The organism is Streptomyces sp. URMC 129 (assembly GCF_051386415.1).
Classification (GTDB): Bacteria; Actinomycetota; Actinomycetes; order Streptomycetales; family Streptomycetaceae; genus Streptomyces.
Map to the genome: position 1 here is coordinate 1 of NZ_JBPQTQ010000069.1, position 17,683 is coordinate 17,683.

16 protein-coding genes and 1 pseudogene are annotated in these 17,683 nt (G+C 73.6%); 9 read left to right on the forward strand and 8 right to left on the reverse strand.

Annotation, left to right across the window (positions count from 1 at the left end):
• A pseudogene (locus tag ACSNOC_RS15810) lies at nucleotides 1-408 on the reverse strand (hypothetical protein); the annotation flags it as partial.
• A 49-nt stretch (nucleotides 409-457) separates the two neighbouring features.
• Entirely contained in the window at nucleotides 458-1,165 is a 708-nt protein-coding gene (locus ACSNOC_RS15815) for a GntR family transcriptional regulator (protein ID WP_436748074.1), read from the reverse strand.
• Nucleotides 1,166-1,207: 42 nt separating this feature from the next.
• Here ACSNOC_RS15815 and ACSNOC_RS15820 point away from each other — a divergent pair, with 42 nt between their 5' ends.
• From ACSNOC_RS15820 to ACSNOC_RS15835, 4 genes are all read left to right on the forward strand, one after another.
• On the forward strand, nucleotides 1,208-1,804 hold the full coding sequence (locus tag ACSNOC_RS15820; RefSeq protein WP_436748075.1) for a DJ-1/PfpI family protein: 597 nt from the start codon (nucleotides 1,208-1,210) through the stop codon (nucleotides 1,802-1,804).
• Nucleotides 1,801-2,292 carry a MarR family winged helix-turn-helix transcriptional regulator gene (locus ACSNOC_RS15825; RefSeq protein ID WP_436748076.1) on the forward strand — a complete coding sequence of 164 codons (492 nt, stop codon included), beginning with the start codon at nucleotides 1,801-1,803 and terminating at the stop codon, nucleotides 2,290-2,292. The genes ACSNOC_RS15820 and ACSNOC_RS15825 overlap by 4 nt, the downstream gene beginning before the upstream one ends.
• A gap of 66 nt (nucleotides 2,293-2,358) precedes the next feature.
• Nucleotides 2,359-4,344 (forward strand): serine/threonine protein kinase, encoded by a 1,986-nt coding sequence (locus ACSNOC_RS15830; RefSeq protein ID WP_436748077.1) that lies wholly within the window; start codon nucleotides 2,359-2,361, stop codon nucleotides 4,342-4,344.
• Between the two features lie 179 nt (nucleotides 4,345-4,523).
• A complete protein-coding gene (locus ACSNOC_RS15835) occupies nucleotides 4,524-6,746 on the forward strand; it encodes a protein kinase domain-containing protein (protein WP_436748078.1) in 2,223 nt (740 codons plus the stop codon).
• A 92-nt stretch (nucleotides 6,747-6,838) separates the two neighbouring features.
• Here the strand turns inward: ACSNOC_RS15835 and ACSNOC_RS15840 are convergent, their stop codons facing one another.
• Nucleotides 6,839-8,122, reverse strand: a complete 1,284-nt coding sequence (locus ACSNOC_RS15840) for an adenylosuccinate synthase (protein ID WP_436748079.1) — start codon at nucleotides 8,120-8,122, stop codon at nucleotides 6,839-6,841.
• A 133-nt stretch (nucleotides 8,123-8,255) separates the two neighbouring features.
• Between ACSNOC_RS15840 and ACSNOC_RS15845 the strand changes: the two genes are divergently transcribed.
• Nucleotides 8,256-9,011 carry a diacylglycerol kinase family protein gene (locus ACSNOC_RS15845; RefSeq protein ID WP_436748080.1) on the forward strand — a complete coding sequence of 252 codons (756 nt, stop codon included), beginning with the start codon at nucleotides 8,256-8,258 and terminating at the stop codon, nucleotides 9,009-9,011.
• Here ACSNOC_RS15845 and ACSNOC_RS15850 read toward each other — a convergent pair whose 3' ends face one another.
• Complete coding sequence (locus ACSNOC_RS15850) at nucleotides 9,012-9,521, reverse strand: GbsR/MarR family transcriptional regulator (RefSeq protein ID WP_436748081.1); 510 nt, start codon at nucleotides 9,519-9,521, stop codon at nucleotides 9,012-9,014.
• Nucleotides 9,522-9,616: 95 nt separating this feature from the next.
• Here ACSNOC_RS15850 and ACSNOC_RS15855 point away from each other — a divergent pair, with 95 nt between their 5' ends.
• The 4 genes from ACSNOC_RS15855 to ACSNOC_RS15870 all read left to right on the forward strand — a co-directional run bounded on the left by ACSNOC_RS15855 (nucleotide 9,617) and on the right by ACSNOC_RS15870 (nucleotide 14,562).
• Nucleotides 9,617-10,561, forward strand: a complete 945-nt coding sequence (locus ACSNOC_RS15855) for an ABC transporter ATP-binding protein (RefSeq protein ID WP_436748082.1) — start codon at nucleotides 9,617-9,619, stop codon at nucleotides 10,559-10,561.
• Nucleotides 10,558-12,219 (forward strand): ABC transporter permease, encoded by a 1,662-nt coding sequence (locus tag ACSNOC_RS15860; protein ID WP_436748083.1) that lies wholly within the window; start codon nucleotides 10,558-10,560, stop codon nucleotides 12,217-12,219. Before ACSNOC_RS15855 ends, ACSNOC_RS15860 begins: the two co-directional genes overlap by 4 nt.
• 181 nt (nucleotides 12,220-12,400) lie before the next feature.
• Entirely contained in the window at nucleotides 12,401-12,982 is a 582-nt protein-coding gene (locus ACSNOC_RS15865; protein WP_436748084.1) for a hypothetical protein, read from the forward strand.
• Between the two features lie 470 nt (nucleotides 12,983-13,452).
• Nucleotides 13,453-14,562 carry a class F sortase gene (locus ACSNOC_RS15870; protein WP_436748085.1) on the forward strand — a complete coding sequence of 370 codons (1,110 nt, stop codon included), beginning with the start codon at nucleotides 13,453-13,455 and terminating at the stop codon, nucleotides 14,560-14,562.
• Between the two features lie 74 nt (nucleotides 14,563-14,636).
• On the opposite strand, the gene ACSNOC_RS15875 is transcribed toward ACSNOC_RS15870, so the two are convergent.
• The 4 genes from ACSNOC_RS15875 to ACSNOC_RS15890 all read right to left on the reverse strand — a co-directional run bounded on the left by ACSNOC_RS15875 (nucleotide 14,637) and on the right by ACSNOC_RS15890 (nucleotide 17,637).
• Nucleotides 14,637-15,050 carry a DUF3151 domain-containing protein gene (locus ACSNOC_RS15875; RefSeq protein ID WP_436748086.1) on the reverse strand — a complete coding sequence of 138 codons (414 nt, stop codon included), beginning with the start codon at nucleotides 15,048-15,050 and terminating at the stop codon, nucleotides 14,637-14,639.
• 56 nt (nucleotides 15,051-15,106) lie between these two features.
• Entirely contained in the window at nucleotides 15,107-16,129 is a 1,023-nt protein-coding gene (fbaA, locus tag ACSNOC_RS15880; protein ID WP_436748087.1) for a class II fructose-bisphosphate aldolase, read from the reverse strand.
• Nucleotides 16,130-16,279: 150 nt separating this feature from the next.
• On the reverse strand, nucleotides 16,280-16,810 hold the full coding sequence (gene pyrE / locus ACSNOC_RS15885; protein WP_436748088.1) for an orotate phosphoribosyltransferase: 531 nt from the start codon (nucleotides 16,808-16,810) through the stop codon (nucleotides 16,280-16,282).
• Nucleotides 16,811-16,821: 11 nt separating this feature from the next.
• Nucleotides 16,822-17,637 (reverse strand): aldose 1-epimerase, encoded by an 816-nt coding sequence (locus ACSNOC_RS15890; protein ID WP_436748089.1) that lies wholly within the window; start codon nucleotides 17,635-17,637, stop codon nucleotides 16,822-16,824.
• Between the last annotated feature and the right edge of the window lie 46 nt (nucleotides 17,638-17,683).

Below are 17,683 nucleotides of genomic sequence, written 5' to 3' on the forward strand. Positions count from 1 at the left end.
GCCGCCGCCGGCCAGCAGGGACTCGTTGACCAGCGGGTGCGGGAAGTCGACCGGGACGTAGGCGCCCGCGTGGTCGAAGTGCCAGACGAGGTGCGCCTGCTGGGCGCTCGTCTCGAACATCTCCAGCAACTGCTGGTAGTCGCCGTCCAGTTCCTCGGCGGGCGTGACGGGCAGCCCGCTCAGCTGGAGGAGGTACGCCCGGCGCAGCAGATGGAGCGCCGCGTAGTCGAACCCCGCGACGGGGGCGACGGCTCCCGACATGCCGGGGACGTACCCGTGGACCGGCACCGGCGGCAGTCCCGCCTCGGCCAGGGCCCGGTCGTACTCGGCGAGTTCTTCCGCGAAGGGGTTGTCGGGGCTGTGGCACAGCACATCGACGAGGGGGACCAGCCACAGGTCACAGGCCACGAAGCGGCTCTCTCTCGGCGCTCTCTCGGACGGTTCGGCACCTGTCAGCCTAGTCGGCGAGTTGCGTTGCCAGGGCCAGCGCGTGCGCGCGGTGGGCGCGCAGCAGGCGGTCGGCCTCGGCGGTGTCCTTGCGTTCGACGGCGTCGGCGAGTTCGAGATGACCGGCCCACAGCCGTCCGGCCAGGCCGGTCGTCTGTCGGCGCAGGTGCGGCACGGTGAACGCCCAGCAGGCGACGCGCAGCCGGTCGAGGAACTCCCCGATGTGCGGGTTGCCGAGCAGCCCGTCCAGCTCGCGCCAGAAGCGCAGGTCGTAGGCGATGAGGATGTCGAGGTCGCCGGCGAGGGCGGCCTGCCGGGCGGCGGCGGCGCGGCGGCGGATGGAGGTGAACGCCTCCGGAACCGCCTCGCGCAGGCTTAACGCCGGGTTGTGGTGCAAAATCCCGTCGCTCACCAGGGTCTGAGCCTCGATCATGTAGCGGAAGTCGGCCAGCGAGAACCGCTTGATCCGGAAGCCCCGGTGCTGCTCGACCTCCAGCAGCCCCTGCGCGGACAGGTCGACCAGCGCTTCCCGTACCGGGGTCGCGGAGACGCCGTACTGCTCGGCGATCTCCCGGACGGTGAACTCCCCGCCGGGAGCGAGCCGTCCGGCCAGGATTTCCTCCCGGAGGGCGTCCGCGAGCTGTTCGCGCAAGGTGCTGCGTTGGATCACGGCAGCACAGCCTACCCACGTTTTCCACGATTGACAGGACGCTGCCATTAAGACAGGATGCTGTCATCAACGCAGTGCCGGGAGGCCACCATGAGCACCACTGTCCACCTCGCCGTCTACGACACACTCGCCGACTGGGAGCCCGGCCACGCCGTCGCCGGGCTGGCCCGCTGCGGATACCGCGTGGTGGCCGTCGGTCCGTCCATGGATCCGGTCACCACGATCGGCGGGGTGCGCTGGCTGCCGGAGATCACCCTCGACGCCCTGCGGCCCGAGGACAGCGCGCTGCTCATCCTGCCGGGCGCGGAGCTGTGGATGGAGGGCTCGTCGCTCGCGCCGTTCGCCCGCGCCGCGCGCCGCTTCGTCGAGGCCGGCGTGCCGGTCGCGGGGATCTGCGGCGCCACGGTCGGCCTGGCCCGCGAGGGGCTGCTGGACGACCGGACGCACACGGGCCTCACGGCCGAGGAGATGGCGCTCACCGGGTACGCGGGCGCGGACCGTTACCAGGACGCCGACGCGGTCACCGACCGGGACGTCATCACGGCCCGGCCCACCGACCCGGAGGCGTTCGCGCGGGAGATCTTCGCCCGGCTCGGCGTCTTCACGCCCGAGGTGCTGGACGCCTGGTTCCGGCTCTTCGCGCACTCGGACGCCTCCGCCTACGAGATCCTGGCGGCGGCCGGATGAGCGACGCGGTGGCCCGCCACCAGGAGCTGCTGTCCGGGACCGCGCTCGCCGTCTTCCGGCTCAACGGGCAGTTCCTGTCCGTGGCCGAGCGGCTGGCGCGGCCCGCCGGGCTGACGGCCGCGTGGTGGCAGGTGCTGGGCGCGGTGCTGACCGAGCCGCTGCCGGTGGCGGGCATCGCGCGGGTCATGGGCATCACCCGGCAGAGCGTGCAGCGCGTCGCGGACCTGCTCGTGGAGCGCGGCCTGGCGGCGTACGAGCCCAACCCGGCCCACCGCAGGGCCAAGCTGCTCACCCCCACCGCCGAGGGCCGGGCCGCCATCGCCCGCATCGGCCCCGGGCACGCGGAGTTCGCCGGCCGGCTCGCGCGGGCGCTCGGCGGCGAGCGCGAGTTCGCCGCGACGCTGAGCGCGGTGACGCGGCTGTCCGAGGCGCTGGACCGGCTCGACGACGAGACGCCGACCGGGCGGGGTCCCGAGCCGCCCGCATAGGCTGCCGGGGCGTTCACCTCTATCCTCGGTGAGGCAACCAACGACACATCGGGGGAGCTGCTCCACATGGACCGGCTGATGCCAGACGACCCGCACCGGATCGGGCAGTACCGGCTGCTCGGCAGGCTCGGGGAAGGGGGGATGGGGCAGGTCTTCCTGGCCCGCTCCGAGCGCGGGCGCACCGTGGCGGTGAAGACGATCAGGTCCGAGCTCGCCAGGGAACCGGACTTCAGACGCCGTTTCGCACTGGAGATCACCGCGGCGCGCCGGGTCGGGGGCCGGTGGACCGCTCCCGTTCTGGACTCCGACACCGAGGCGGCCACGCCCTGGGTGGCCACCGGGTACATCGCCGGCCCGTCGCTGCACGAGGTGGTCGGCCGCGACTTCGGCCCGCTGCCCGAGCGCAGCGTGCGCCTGCTGGCCAACGGCCTGGCCCACGCCCTGCGCGACATCCACGGCGCCGGCCTGGTGCACCGGGACCTGAAGCCGTCCAACGTGCTGGTCACCATCGACGGGCCGCGCGTCATCGACTTCGGGATCGCCCGCGCCCTGGAGCAGACCGGCGAGGCGCTCACCCGGACCGGCGCCACGGTCGGCTCCCCCGGCTTCATGTCCCCCGAGCAGGTGCGCGGCCAGCGGCTGACCCCCGCCAGCGACGTGTTCTGCCTCGGCTCGCTGCTCGCCTACGCCGCCACCGGCCGCACCCCGTTCGGCGCGCTCGACTCGGGCGTCCACATCCTCATGTTCCGCATCGCCGAGGAGACCCCGGACCTCACGGAGATACCGGAGGGCCTGCGCCGGCTCATATCCGGCTGCCTCGCCAAGGACCCCGGGAGCCGCTCCTCGGTCGACGAGCTGCTGGCCGCCACCGCGCCGGACGACTCCCGCGAGCCCTGGCTGCCCGGCGAGCTGATCGCCCAGCTCGGCCGGCACGCCGTCGAGCTGCTCGACTCCGAGAACCCCGAGAGCCGCACCAACAACCCGGTCGTCACGGCGCTCCCGGCCCAGCCCACCAGCCCCGGCCTCCCGCCGGCCTCACCGGCCCCCGCCACGCCCAGGCCGACGCCCGCGTGGCCCTCGCCGCACGCCGCGCCGCAGCCGAGGCCGACTCCCCTGCCCTCGCCGTACTCGCAGCCGAACGGCGGCTCCTACCAGCCGCCGGCCCCCTCGATGCCCAACTCCCTGGGCGGCTACGGCCCCAACCCCTACGCGCCCCGGCCGCTCACGCAGGGGCGGCGCTCGCGCCGGGTCCCGGCCGGGATCGCGGTGGCCGCCGTGCTCGTCGTGATGGCGGTCCTCGGCGTGATCGTCGCCCAGCAGCTCACCGGCGGGGACGACACCACCATCGACGAGGCGTACCTCGGCGCCTGGCAGGGCGAGTACACCAACTCCAGCGACGAGGTGAAGGAGCTGCGCTTCGAGATCCACCAGGGCGGCGAGGGCGACATCGTCGGCACCGCCCTGACCCTGACCGCCGAGACGCTGTGCGCGTACCAGATGGAGCTGGACTCCTTCGGCGGCGAGCTGGCGTTCACCGAGCGCTCCGACTGGGCGGTCCCCGAGCAGCAGGCCGACGAGTCGTGCCGCGACAACGACACCATCCAGACCCTGCGCCTGTCGGAGAACGGCGAGGAGATGGAGTGGCGGTACAGCGACCAGAGCGCCACCCTCACCCAGGCCCCGCGCAGCGGAACGGCCGACGTGCCCGAGACGCTGGTCGGCGAGTGGCGCGACGAGGGCCAGAACAGCGAGGACCAGGAGATCGAGGACATCGTCACCATCAGCCAGGGCTCGATCGGCGACAACGTCCTGCGCTTCGCCAGGTCCGTGGACGGGGAGCCCACGTGCGTCTGGGAGAATCGCCTCGTCAAGGTCGAGGGCAGGCAGATCACCCTCGGTCCGGACGTCGTCGTCGAGAACCCGGGGGAGGAGCCGTGCCAGGTCTACCCCAGCTTCCGGCTGTGGAGCGAGGAGGGTGACGACGACACGATCCGCCTGGTGTGGCTCGACGACCTCACCGCCGACCCGGCCGAGATGGATCGCAACGACTAGGTAAGCCCCTCGTCACGAAACGGCACCGGCTCCCCACCTCACGAGGAGGACCGGGAACCGATTACGGTTCGGCCTCTGTCCCCCCCACTGTGGACGGGCGCCCGTATTCTCGTGGGGCTTACCGGAGCGAAGAGGAGTAAGACAGCATGAAACCGCTCGGGCCGACAGATCCTCAACGCGTGGGCCACTACAGGCTGCTGGGGAAATTGGGCGCCGGCGGAATGGGCAGCGTGTATCTCGCCCGCTCCGACCGCGGGCGCACGGTGGCCGTCAAGCTGGTCCAGCCGGAACTCGCGGCACAGCCGGAGTTCCGCCGGCGGTTCCAGCAGGAGGTCGAGGCGGCGCGCGCCGTCGGCGGCGACTGGACCGCCCCCGTCCTGGGGTGCGACACCGAGGCCGAGACGCCGTGGGTGGCGACCGGCTACGTGGCCGGCCCCTCGCTGCACGAGGTCGTGGCCCAGACCTACGGCAGGCTGCCGGAGCGCACGCTGCGCATCCTGGCGAACGGCCTGGTGCGGGCGCTGAAGGACATCCACGCCGCCGGTCTGGTGCACCGCGACCTGAAGCCGTCCAACGTGATGATCACCATCGACGGGCCGCGCGTCATCGACTTCGGCATCGCCCGCGCCCTGGAGGGCAGCGGCGACGGCCTGACGCGGACCGGCGCGGCGGTGGGCTCGCCCGGGTTCATGTCGCCCGAGCAGTGCCGCGGCGAGGTGCTCACGGCCGCGAGCGACATCTTCTGCCTGGGCTCGGTGCTGACCTTCGCGGCCACCGGCCGGACGCCGTTCGGGGACGCCAACACGGCGATGACCGCCCTGATGCTGCGGATCGTGCAGGGCCAGCAGGACCTGACCGAGGTGCCCGAGGGCCTACGCCCGCTGATCGAGCGCTGCCTGGCCCAGCACCCGGCCGACCGCCCCAGCCTGGACGAGTTGCTGGAGCTGACCGCGTCGCCCGAGGACGACGAGGAGCCGTGGCTGCCCGGCGCGCTGATCGCGAAGCTCGGCCGGCACGCCGTCGAGCTGCTGGACTCCGAGGACCCGCTCCAGGCCCCGCCGATCCCGCTGGGCAAGCCGGCCCCGGCCATGCCGGCCGTCGCGCCGACGCCGCTGCCCCCGACCGCCATACCCACACCCCCGCCGCCGGCCGCGGCCCCGCCCACGCCGACACAGCTCAGCGTGCCGGGCACGCCGCCGCCGAGCCCGCCGCCCAACTCGGGCGTGGACGCGATGGCGACCATGACCTCCGCCGTCCCGCCGCCCGGCTGGGGCACCCCGCCGCCGCCCAGCACGGGCGGCTGGGGCACGCCCCCGCCCCCCGGTGCCGGCGGCTACGGCTACCCGCAGGCCGGCACTCCCGGATACGGCTACCCGCAGGCCGCCACGCCCGAGGTCGGCGGCCCGTACGGGCCGGCCTACCCGGGCGGTCCCGGAGGCCCCGGCGGTCCGGGCGCCCCCGGCGGCGCGGGCAAGAAGAAGAACCTGGCGCTGATCATCGTCGCCGCGGTCGCGGTCTTCGCGATCGCCGCGGGCGTCGCGGTCTTCGCCCTCGGCGGCGACTCGGACGACGAGGCGGGCGACGGCGGCACCGAGACCACCCAGCCCACCGACGACCCCGGCAACGACCCGACCGGCGACCCCACGGACGATCCGACCGATGCCCCGACGGGCGGTCCGACCGACCAGCCGACCGAGCCCGCCGAAGACCCGGAGATCGACCCGAGCGCCACGGTCGGCACCGAGTACGTCGGCGCCTGGGAGGGCCCGGTCCTGAACGAGGACGGCGACGAGGTCGGCTTCTTCCAGCGCATCGAGATCGACAGCGGATACGGCGGCGACACGGTCGCCACCCAGTGGACCGTGCTCAACGAGGTCCTGTGCGAGGAGCAGGCCCAGCTCGTCTCCTCCGACGGCGGACTCACCCTCAACGGCACCGGCGTCACCGCGGCCTCGCCCGACGGCGCGACGTGCAACCCGTACCAGAGCCAGACCCTGGAGATGAACGGCAGCACGCTGCTGTGGACGTCGGGGCAGTGGCACGCCGAGCTGACGTCCGCGGAGATGCAGAGCGACTCGGACGGCATGCCGTACGACATCCACAGCCAGACGTACACCGGCTCCGGGTACTCGATCCAGACCGAGACCACCAGCTACGCCGGCTCGCTGGCCCTCACCTGGTCCGACGGCTCCTGCACCTGGGAGTCCGCGATGATCTCGGGCGGGCTGGAGGCGTCGTCCATCCTCGTCGGTCCCGGCCGCGTGACGTCGGGCAACTGCGACCCGCTGCCCTCCTACCGCCTGGAGTGGACGCCGGCCGACGACAAGGCCGACACCATCACGTTCACCCCGTACGCCGGGGACGGCGGCGGCTCGTTCGACGCCAACCGCGAGGCGTACTGATCCGCCCGCCGGTCCGGGTGAACGGCCGGAGGAACCACGCGTGAAGGGCGGGCCCGAGACCCCGGGCCCGCCCTTCGCGCTCGCCCGCCCCCCTACAGGAACGGGGTGATCTCGATCGTCTCGTCCCGCCCCGGGCCGACGCCGATCGCGGAGATCGGCGCGCCGGACAGCTCCTGGAGCGCCAGCACGTACGCCTGCGCGTTCTTCGGCAGGTCTTCGAACGTCCTGGCCCCGGACAGGCTCTCCGTCCAGCCCGGCAGGTACTCGTAGACGGGGACCGCGTGGTGGAAGTCCGACTGGCTGTAGGGCAGCTCCTCCACCCGCTTGCCGTCGATCTCGTACGCGACGCAGACCGGGATGCGCTCCCAGCCGGTGAGCACGTCGAGCTTGGTGAGGAAGAAGTCGGTCAGCCCGTTGACCCGCACCGCGTAGCGCGCGATCACCGCGTCGAACCAGCCGCAGCGCCGGTCGCGCCCGGTCGTCACGCCGAACTCGCCGCCGATGGTGCGCAGCGCCTCGCCGTCCGCGTCGTGCAGCTCGGTGGGGAACGGTCCGGCGCCGACGCGCGTGGTGTACGCCTTGAGGATGCCGATGACGCGGGTGATCCGGGTCGGGCCGATGCCGGAGCCGGTGCAGGCGCCGCCCGCGGTGGGGTTGGAGGACGTGACGAACGGATAGGTGCCGTGGTCGACGTCGAGGAGGGTGCCCTGGCCGCCCTCCAGCAGCACGACCTTGCCCTCGTCCACCGCCTGGTTGAGGACGAGCGCGGTGTCGCAGACGAAGCCGCGCAACTGCTCGGCGTAGCCCAGCAGCTCCTCCACGACCTGCTCGGGGGCGATGGCGCGGCGGTTGTAGAGCTTGGCGAGGACCTGGTTCTTGTGGTCGAGCGCGGCCTCGACCTTCTGCCGCAGGATCGATTCGTCGAACAGGTCCTGGACGCGGATGCCCTGCCGGTTGATCTTGTCGGCGTAGGTGGGCCCGATACCGCGTCCGGTGGTGCCGATCTTCCGCTTGCCCAGGAAGCGTTCGGACACCTTGTCCAGCGTCCGGTGGTACGGGGTGATCAGGTGCGCGTTGCCGCTGAGCAGCAGCCGCGAGGTGTCCACGCCGCGGTCCTGGAGGCCCTTGAGCTCGGCGAGCAGCACCTCGGGGTCGACGACGACCCCGTTGCCGATCACGGGGATGCAGCCGGGGGAGAGGATTCCGGAGGGCAGCAGATGCAGCGCGTACTTCTGGTCACCGACGACGACCGTGTGGCCGGCGTTGTTCCCGCCCTGGTAACGCACCACGTAATCCACCGAGCCGCCGAGCAGATCGGTGGCCTTGCCTTTGCCTTCATCACCCCACTGAGCGCCGAGCAGCACAAGTGCGGGCACAGGCGTACACCCCTTTCGAGCGGGGCATCTACGCAAGGGCTGCCCCGGATCGACGAAAACCCCTGGCGCAATCGCGACAGGGGCTCTTGCACAGAGAGCTTACGGGAGACGCAGCCGGGAGGCGAACAGTCAGGTGCTCATCGTCATCGACCCGACGGCTCGGCAGACGGACGGGGAAGCGGTGCGGATCGCCAGAGATGTCCTGTGCGCGGGTGTCGGCGCGGACGGCGTCAAGGTGTGCGTGCTGGACCAACCCCAGGCGATGACGCGGGTGCTGGCCCGCCGGGGCGGCCGGCGGGTGGTGATCGTCGGGGACGACGGCGCGCTGCTGCGGGCGGTCCGGCTGCTGCTGCGCAGCGGTGAGCTGGGGGACGCCAGCCCGCTGGGCATGGTGCCGGTCGGCCCGGGGCCGACGCTGGCGGTGGCGCGGGCGCTCGGGTTGCCGACCGACGCGGTGAAGGCCTCGCGCGCGATCCTCACCGGCGGGGTCCGGCGGGTGGACGTGCTGACGGACGACGCGGGCGGGGTGGTGCTGGGGGCGCTGGGCATCCCGGCGCAGCGCACCCGCCTGTCGGGGCCGACAGCGCTGTGGTGGCGGACGGTGCACCGGCCCCGGCAGCGGCTGCGGGTGGAGGCGGACGGGCGGGTGCTGGCGGACGGGGACCGGCCGGTGACGGAGATCTCGCTGCGGGCGGCGAACGGCCTGGCCGAGGTGGTGGTCAGTCCCGGGCAGACGGGGCACGGCGACGTGCGGGCCCGGGCGACGTCGGTGACGGTCTCCGGGCCCGCGTTCAGCTACCGGGCGGACGCGGTGGACTCGGGGCCGACGCGGGCGCGGACGTGGACGGTGCGGCCGGGCGCGCTGCGGCTGGCGGTGCCGGTCCGCTGATCACCCCACGGGACGGTGGGTGGCGGGGTGATGCGAGGCGGGCCGGTGGGTGGCGGCGCGGTGCTCGCGCCAGCGCTCCAGGATGCCCTGCAACTCCGCCTGGAGGAACTGCATGAACTCCTCGGTCTCCGCCATCCGCCGCCCGGCCCTGCTGTCGGGGCCGACGACGTCGATGCCCGCGCGCATGGTCGACGCCCAGCGCCGCAGCAGCGCGTCGCGGTTGGCGACCGACTCGTACCAGGCGTTGGGGCGCAGCCGGTAGCGCTCGCGCCGGGAGCCGGGCTCCCGCTCGCGGGTGACCAGGTGGACCTGGGCCAGGTAGCGCACGGCTCCGGAGATCGCGGCGGGCGAGATCCGCAGCCGCTCGGACAGGTCGGCGGAGCTGAGCGCGGCCTCCTCCGAGACCAGCAGGCAGGCGAAGACCCGGGAGGCCATGCGCTGCATCCCCGCCTCGGTGAGGTCGGCGGCGAAGCGCTCGACGAACGCGGCCATCGCCTCGGTGTACGTCATCGCGTCATCTTCCCATCCGGCACCTTCCGGATCCGGCCCCAGAGCCTTCGCTTCTCGAACTTCATAATTTTATGAAAGTACAGTAACTTCGGAACATGACCAAGGCAACCAACGCCATCACCGTCTCCGGCCTGGTGAAGACCTTCGGCAGGACCCGGGCCCTCGACGGCCTCGACCTGGAGGTGGAGACCGGGCAGGTGCACGGCTTCCTCGGACCCAACGGCGCCGGGAAGTCCACCACGATCCGCGTGCTGCTCGGCCTGCTGCGCGCCGACTCCGGCACCGTCCGGCTGCTGGACGGGGATCCCTGGTCGGACGCGGTCGAGCTGCACCGGCGCCTGGCGTACGTGCCGGGCGACGTCGAGCTGTGGCCCAACCTCACCGGCGGCGAGGCCATCGACCTCTTCGCCCGGCTGCGCGGCGGTCTCGACCGGCGGCGCCGGGACGAGCTGATCGAGCGCTTCGCCCTCGACCCCGGCAAGAAGGGCCGCACCTACTCCAAGGGGAACCGGCAGAAGGTCGCCCTGGTGGCCGCCCTCGCCTCCGACGCCGAGCTGCTGCTCCTCGACGAGCCGACGGCCGGGCTCGACCCGCTGATGGAGGTCGTCTTCCAGGACGTCGTCGGGGAGGCCAAGGCCGCCGGCCGGACCGTGCTGCTCTCCAGCCACATCCTGGCCCAGGTCGAGAAGCTGGCCGACCGCGTCAGCATCATCCGGCTCGGGAAGATCGTGCAGTCCGGCACGCTCGGCGAGATGCGCCACCTCACCAGGACGACCATCGAGGCCCGGACCAAGGAACCGGCCACCGGCCTGGACGGGCTGCCCGGCGTGCACGACGTGCGCACCGAGCGGGGCACGGTCCGCTTCACCGTGGACGGCGCCCACCTCGACGGCGCCGTCCGGCGGCTCGCCGGCTTCGGCCTGACCAGCCTCGTCAGCCACCCGCCGACCCTGGAGGAGCTGATGCTGCGCCACTACGGCGACGAGCTGCGGGCCCTGGAGGGCGACAACGGCGACCGGCGCGCGGAGGCGGACCGATGACCACCGCCACCGCCACCCGGCCGGCCGGCTCCCCCGCCGCCCGGTCCGGCCACCGGGGTGCCGCGCTGGCCGGCACGGGCACCCTCATCCGGTTCGACCTGCGCCGCGACCGGGTGCGGCTGCCGGTGTGGATCGGCGCCCTGCTGTTCGGCACCCTCTCCTCCGTCTCCAGCTTCGAGTCCCAGTACGCGACCGCCGAGGACCGGGACTCGCTCGCCGAGACCCTCGGCGGACCGGCCGGGCTGGCCATGTCCGGGCCCGAGCACTACCTGAGCGGCGACTACGGCTACGGCGCGATGACCGGCCACCAGCTCATCGGCTTCTTCGGCATCATGGTCGGCCTGATGAGCGTGCTCACGGTCGTCCGGCACACCAGGACCGAGGAGGAGACCGGGCGGGCCGAGCTGCTCCGGTCGAACGTGGTGGGCCGCCACGCCCACCTGACCGCGGCGCTCACCGTCGCGGTCGCCGCCAACCTCCTCCTCGCGCTGCTGCTCGCGGGCGCCCTGGCGGGGATGGGCCTGGCGGGCGTCACCGCCTCCGGGTCCCTGCTGTACGGCGCGACCAGCGCCGCGATCGGTGTCACGTTCGCCGCCGTGGCCGCCGTGGCCGTGCAGATCACCCCGTTCGCGCGGGGCGCCTCCGGGCTGGCCCTGGCCGCCATCGGGGCCGCGTACGCGCTGCGCGCCGTGGGCGACGTGGGGAGCGGCGTCTTCTCCTGGCTCTCCCCGATCGGCTGGGCCCAGCGCACCTACGTCTACGTGGACGACCGCTGGTGGCCGCTGCTGCTCAACGCGGCGCTGACCGCCGTCTGCGCCGCCGCCGCGTACCGGCTCAGCACCCGCCGCGACGTCGGCGCCGGGCTCCGGCCGCCGCGCCCCGGCCGCCCGCACGCCTCCGCCGGGCTCACCCGCCCGGTGGGCTTCGCGCTGCGGCTGCACCGGGGCGTGCTGGCCGGATTCGCCGCCGGGGCGCTGCTGTTCAGCCTCATGTACGGCTCGATCCTGGGCGACGCGGAGGAGCTGCTGGAGGACAACGCGACGCTGCGCGAGAGCGTGGCGGCGCTCGGCGGCGACATCGTGGAGTCGTTCGCCTCCGTCATCATGAGCGTCCTGGCCATCGTCGCCGCCTCCTACGTGGTGATGGCCTCGCTCCGGCCGCGGGCCGAGGAGACCGGCGGGCGGGCCGAGCCGGTGCTGGCCACCGGGCTGTCCCGCACGCGGTGGGCCGGCAGCCATCTGGTGGTCGCGCTGACCGGCGGCACGCTGATCATGCTGGCGGCGGGGCTCGGCTTCGGGCTCTCGGGCGCGGCCTCGGCCGACGACCCGGACCTGGTGGGGAAGCTGGCCGGGGCCTCGCTCGCCTACGCGCCCGCGCTGTGGGTCACGGCGGGGGTCGCGGTGGCGCTCTTCGGCTGGTTCCCGCGCGCGTCGGCGGCGGCGTGGATCGTTCCGGCGTACGCCTTCGTCGTGGTCTACCTCGGTGAGCTGACGGACATGCCGGACGCGCTCAGCAACCTCTCCCCCATCGGGCACGTGCCGCAGGTGCCGGCCGCCGAGCTGGAGTGGACGCCGCTCGGGGTGCTGACCGCGCTGGCCGCCGGGCTGATCGCGCTGGGCCTGGCGGGCTTCCGGCGGCGGGACCTGGAATCGAAGTGACGACGGCGGCGGCCCGGACGCCCGCGGGAGGGGCGTCCGGGCCGCCGCCGTTGCCCTGATGGAGCAGCACACCACCCGCTGAGACGCACTCCGGATGCGGTCTCCGTGACCGACTGTTCGCATAGGTGACAACCCGTCACGCCAAACCCGCGTGCGGCAGACGACCGGAGGTCACCCGTCCATGAAGTCCCTGCACCCCCGCACCAGCCGGCTGACCGCAGCCGCTGCCACCGCCGTGCTCGCCCTCGGCATCGGCGCCCCCGTGGCCGCCGGCCTCGGCGGGCCCGCCACGCTCGTCGACGACGGGGCCAATCCCGTCCAGACCACGACCACCCCCTCCCCCACCACCCTGCTCACCATCTCGCCCAGCTCCGGCGGCGCCAACACGGCCGTCACCGTCAGGTCGAGCTGCCAGCCGAGCGGTGCGGCCACCTCGGAGGCGTTCCAGCAGAGCATCACGCTCCAGCAGAGCGGCAACCAGTGGGTCGGCACCGGCCGGATCAGGAGCAGCGGCCTCACGGTCGGCCGCACGTACACCGTCAACGTCCGCTGCACCGACGGCGTGACGCTCAGCACCTCCTTCACCTACACCGCGACCGCCCCCACCGGCGGTGCCTCGGCCGGCTTCGGCGGCGCGGTCGGCGGCGGGGGCGGCGCGAGCACGGCGGCGACGGCCCTGGCCGTCGGCGGCGGGCTCGCGATCGCGGGCACGGTCGGCTACGCCTTCCTCAACCGCCGCCGCCGCGTCGGCAGCCACTACTGAGAGAGGCGGGCGTGCCCAAGATCCCGTGGCTCCGGTGGCTGAAGCGGCCCAAGGTGCCGAAGACGCCCAAGGCGCCCAAGGCCCCGAAGCCGCCGAAGGCTCCCAAGGCACCGAAGGCCAAGGCACCCAAGGCGCCGAAGGCTCCCCGGACCAAGGGTCTCCAGCGGCCTGAGCGGCCGAAGCCGCGCAAGCGGACCACGTCGCTCAGGCCGGGCCGGGCCCCCGGAAAGGGCGGGCGGTCCGGGCTGCCCGGCCGGGCCGACCGGCCCCGGCGGACGAAGAGTCCGAAGAGTTCCCAGGGGCTGGGGAGTCCGAAGAGGCCGAAGGGATCCAGGCGGGCCGAACGGGTCACGCGGCCGGAGCGTCCGGGCCGCCGGCGGTGGTGGCGACGCTCCCGGCGGCCGGAGCGGCTGCGCGCGGCCAAGCCGGTCAAGCGACAGCCGCGGCTCAGGCCGTTCCTGTGGCGGCAGGTGAAGCGCCTGCGCGTCCTGTTCCGGCCTCTGCACCGCCTCGGCGAGTGGTACCGGCGCACCGCGCCCCGGCTGACGGCCAGGTGCCGGGCCCGCGTCGGCCGGACCCTCGCCCGGCTCCGCGCCGCCCTGAGGCTCGGCCCGGCACCGGCACCCGCCTCCGCCACGGCCGAGGGGGCGACGCCCGCCGCCCCACCGGACCAGCCCGCCCCGCCGGGCAGGACCGGCAGGCTCGGCCGGCTCCTCCGGTCGGGCAGGCTCGGCAGACTCGGCAGACTCGGCGCGCTGGTCCGGTTCGCCGGACGCCGGCACACGCTGGCCCGGCCCCCCCGTCCCGTCGTCCGCCCGTCCGCCCAGACCCGGCAGCAGCGCCTGTCCGTCCGCTGCCGCCGGCTGGAGACGCTGGCCGCGACCAGCGCGGTCACCGTGGGGCTGCTCGCCGGGCTCTTCGGCCCCGACCCGGAGGACGGCGTCAGCGAGGCCCGCGAGTCCAGCAGCATCGCGGAAGGTGTCTCCCGCCCCGGCGCGGTCGACGCCCCCGCCGCCGCGCCCGACTCCGGATCCACGGCGAACCTGGACCAGTCGCTGACCGGCGAGCCCTCGTCCGTGGTAGCCCCGCCGCTGCCCCGGTCCGCCCCGACCCGGGTGCGCATCCCGCAGCTCGCCACCGATGTCGAGGTCTTCGGCGCGGACCTGTCGCCCGACGGCGGCCCGCCCTCGCCCTCCGTCGAGGACGCGCTGCGTGCCGCCTGGTACGCGGGCGGCGTGGCGCCCGGCGAACGCGGCGCCGCCATCCTCGTCGGACACCTGGACACCTACGACGGCCCGGCCGCCTTCGCGGGCCTCGGCTCGCTGCGCCCCGGCGAGAACATCGAGATCGACCGGGAGGACGGCTCCACGGCCATCTTCACCGTCGACTCGGTGGAGCAGTACCCGAAGACCGACTTCCCCGACGAGCGGGTCTACGGCACCGTCGACACGCCCCAGTTGCGCCTGATCACCTGCGGCGGCCGGTGGACCCAGGACGGCGGCTACGACTCCAACATCGTCGCCTACGCCCGCCTCACCGGCTCCGCCAACGTCCAGCAGCCCGGCATGAACGCCCCATAGCGCCGGGCACGCGAAAGGCGCCCCCCGCCGGACTGCCGGGGGCGCCTTCCGTTGTCGTTTCGGTGGATTCGGCTCTAGGACAGCGTGTCGGCGGCGGTGGGCGAGCTGTCGCGCAGGAACTGGGAGCAGCGCTCGTACTCCTCCTGCTCGCCGATGGCCTGGGCGGCGCGGGCCAGGGCGTGCAGGGCGCGCAGGAAGCCACGGTTGGGCTCGTGCTCGAACGGGATCGGGCCCTGGCCGCGCCAGCCGCTGCGCCGCAGCGCGTCCAGACCACGGTGGTAGCCGGTGCGGGCGAAGGCGTAGGACTCGATGGTGCGGCCCTCCGCGAACGCGTCGTCCGCGAGCTGCGCCCAGGCCAGGCTTGAGGCCGGGTACTTCGCCGCGACCTCACCCGGGGCCGTGCCTGCCGCGAGCAGTTCGCGGGGCTCCGGGTCGTCGGGCAGGTGGGTCGGGGGCGGACCCCCGAGGAGGTTCTCGTGAATGGCCATGGTGTCCAGTCTGCCGTTTCTCCCCCGGTGCGGCCCGGTCCTCCCGGGCGCGCTCGTTACTTCAGTTTGGTGCCGGTGGAGCGCAGGTCGGCGCACGCCTGGGTGACGCGCTCCGCCATGCCCGCCTCGGCGAGCTTGCCCCAGCTCCGCGGGTCGTAGGTCTTCTTGCTGCCGACCTCGCCGTCCACCTTCAGCACGCCGTCGTAGTTGCGGAAGACGTGATCCGCGATCGGGCGGGTGAAGGCGTACTGGGTGTCGGTGTCGAGGTTCATCTTCACCACGCCGTTGCCCAGCGCGGTGGCGATCTCCTCCTGGGTGGAGCCGGAGCCGCCGTGGAAGACGAAGTCGAACGGGGCGGGCCGGCCGTACTTCGCGGCGACGCCCTCCTGGAGGTCCTTCAGCAGCTCGGGGCGGAGCACCACGTTGCCCGGCTTGTAGACGCCGTGCACGTTGCCGAAGGAGGCGGCCAGCAGGTAGCGGCCCTTCTCGCCCAGGCCCAGGGCCTCTGCGGTGCGCAGGGCGTCCTCGACGGTGGTGTACAGCTCGTCGTTGATCTCGTGGCTGACGCCGTCCTCCTCACCGCCGGTCGGGGTGATCTCCACCTCCAGGATGATCTTGGCGGCGGCGGCCTGGGCGAGCAGCTCCTCCGCGATCTCCAGGTTGTGCTTCAGCGTCTCCGCGGAGCCGTCCCACATGTGGGACTGGAAGAGCGGGTTCTCGCCGCGGGCGACGCGCTCCTGGGAGAGGGCGAGCAGCGGGCGGACGTAGCCGTCCAGCTTGTCCTTGGGGCAGTGGTCGGTGTGCAGCGCGATGTTCACCGGGTACTTGGTGGCGACCACGTGGGCGAACTCGGCCAGCGCCACCGCGCCGGAGACCATGTCCTTGCTGTACTGGCCACCCAGGAACTCGGCGCCGCCGGTGGAGATCTGCACGATGCCGTCGCTCTCCGCCTCGGCGAAGCCGCGCAGCGCGGCGTGCAGGGTCTGCGTCGAGGTGACGTTGATCGCCGGGTAGGCGAACTTGCCGGCCTTCGCCCGGTCGAGCATCTCGTTGTAGACCTCGGGGGTCGCGATGGGCATCTGTCCGCTCCTTCGGGGGTGAGGATTGCGTTCGACTGCTCGAATATCCTCCCAGACGGTTGCCACGGCCGGGACAGCGCGCGACAGTTTCACGTGAAACCACTACCCACCGTGATGGGCGCAGCTCACGGGTGGCCGGTGGTCGGCCGGTCAGGTGAGGTCGTCCAGGGTGTACGCCCGGTAGTAGGGAAGCCCCGCCTTCTCGATCGCGGGGGCCGCGCCCCGCTCGACGATGACGGCGACGGCGACCACCTCGGCGCCCGCCTCGCGCAGCGCCTCGACGGCGGTGAGGACCGAGCCGCCGGTGGTGGAGGTGTCCTCCACGGCCAGCACCCGGCGCCCGGCGACGTCGGGGCCCTCGATCCGGCGCTGGAGGCCGTGGGCCTTGCCCGCCTTGCGGACCACGAACGCGTCGAGGGTCCGGCCGCGGGCCGCGGCGGCGTGCAGCATGGCGGTGGCCACGGGGTCGGCACCGAGGGTGAGACCGCCGACGGCGTCGTAGTCGAGGTCCGCCGTGAGATCCAGCATCACCTGGCCGACCAGGGGCGCCGCACCGCCGTCGAGGGTGATGCGGCGCAGGTCCACGTAGGAGTCCGCCTCGCGTCCCGAGGAGAGGATCACCTTGCCGTGGACGACGGCCTTGTCCTTGATCTGCCGGAGCAGTTCGTCACGCACGCTCATGGCTCATGACCCTATGACAGCCTGCGCCAGGCCCAGGTGGTGGATATCTCCAGCGGCTCCAGCGGGGTGACCAGGCGGGGGTGGGTGTTCAGCCCGTCCGGCGGTCCGGACTGCGGCTCGACGCACACGGCCTCGGCCGGCTCGTCGTAGATCACCACCCACGGGCTGCGGCTGGTGACCGTCAGCTCCAGCTCGCCCGGCCAGGTGAGGGTGACCCGGACGCCGTCGGTCATCCCGAAGCAGTCGTCCCAGGGGCCGGGCCGGGGCGCGACGCGGCGGCCGGTGGGCAGGTGGTCGGGGCCGCGTTCCTCCTGCCAGTCGGCGGTGAACGAGATCTCGGCGCCCCGGCCGCCGGGGCCGAGGGTGCGTGCGAACCACGGGTGCCAGCCGGCCTGCGCGGGGAACGAGGAACCGTGGGTCTCCACGCCGAGGCCCAGCGTGAGGCTCGCGCCGTCCTCGGCCAGCTCCACCGTCTGCGTCACGCGGCCCGGGTACGGCCAGGGGTCGGTGAGGTCGCAGATCAGGGCGGCCGAGGCGGCGTCGGCCCGCGCGGTGCGCCAGCGCCGGTGGCGGACCGTGCCGTGGATGGCGTGCGGGGCGGCGTCGACGGGGAGCTGGTGGGAGACGCCGCCGTTGCGGAACCGTCCGTCCCTGGTGCGCCCGCACCAGGGCGCCATCACGAACGAGCCGAACCGCTCGCCCTGGCGCAGCAGCTCGGTGCCGCCGACCTTCAGCGACGCGATCCGCCCGCCCTGGTCGGGGCGCAGGACCAGCTCGGCGTCGGCGGCGCTCAGACGGAGGCCGCGCTCGGTGTCATGGGTGGTCACCCCACGACCATAACGATCCGATCAGCCGCTGACCCCATGAGAGGAG

Bases quoted from the DNA above. Each gene is read 5' to 3' on its own strand.
- ACSNOC_RS15855 (WP_436748082.1), top strand. From the start codon at position 9,617: ATGACCAAGGCAACCAACGCCATCACCGTCTCCGGCCTGGTGAAGACC.
- pyrE (WP_436748088.1), bottom strand. From the start codon at position 16,810: ATGAGCGTGCGTGACGAACTGCTCCGGCAGATCAAGGACAAGGCCGTC.
- ACSNOC_RS15850 (WP_436748081.1), bottom strand. From the start codon at position 9,521: ATGACGTACACCGAGGCGATGGCCGCGTTCGTCGAGCGCTTCGCCGCC.
- ACSNOC_RS15820 (WP_436748075.1), top strand. From the start codon at position 1,208: ATGAGCACCACTGTCCACCTCGCCGTCTACGACACACTCGCCGACTGG.
- ACSNOC_RS15865 (WP_436748084.1), top strand. From the start codon at position 12,401: ATGAAGTCCCTGCACCCCCGCACCAGCCGGCTGACCGCAGCCGCTGCC.
- ACSNOC_RS15875 (WP_436748086.1), bottom strand. From the start codon at position 15,050: ATGGCCATTCACGAGAACCTCCTCGGGGGTCCGCCCCCGACCCACCTG.
- ACSNOC_RS15815 (WP_436748074.1), bottom strand. From the start codon at position 1,165: ATGGCAGCGTCCTGTCAATCGTGGAAAACGTGGGTAGGCTGTGCTGCC.
- fbaA (WP_436748087.1), bottom strand. From the start codon at position 16,129: ATGCCCATCGCGACCCCCGAGGTCTACAACGAGATGCTCGACCGGGCG.
- ACSNOC_RS15860 (WP_436748083.1), top strand. From the start codon at position 10,558: ATGACCACCGCCACCGCCACCCGGCCGGCCGGCTCCCCCGCCGCCCGG.
- ACSNOC_RS15825 (WP_436748076.1), top strand. From the start codon at position 1,801: ATGAGCGACGCGGTGGCCCGCCACCAGGAGCTGCTGTCCGGGACCGCG.
- ACSNOC_RS15830 (WP_436748077.1), top strand. From the start codon at position 2,359: ATGGACCGGCTGATGCCAGACGACCCGCACCGGATCGGGCAGTACCGG.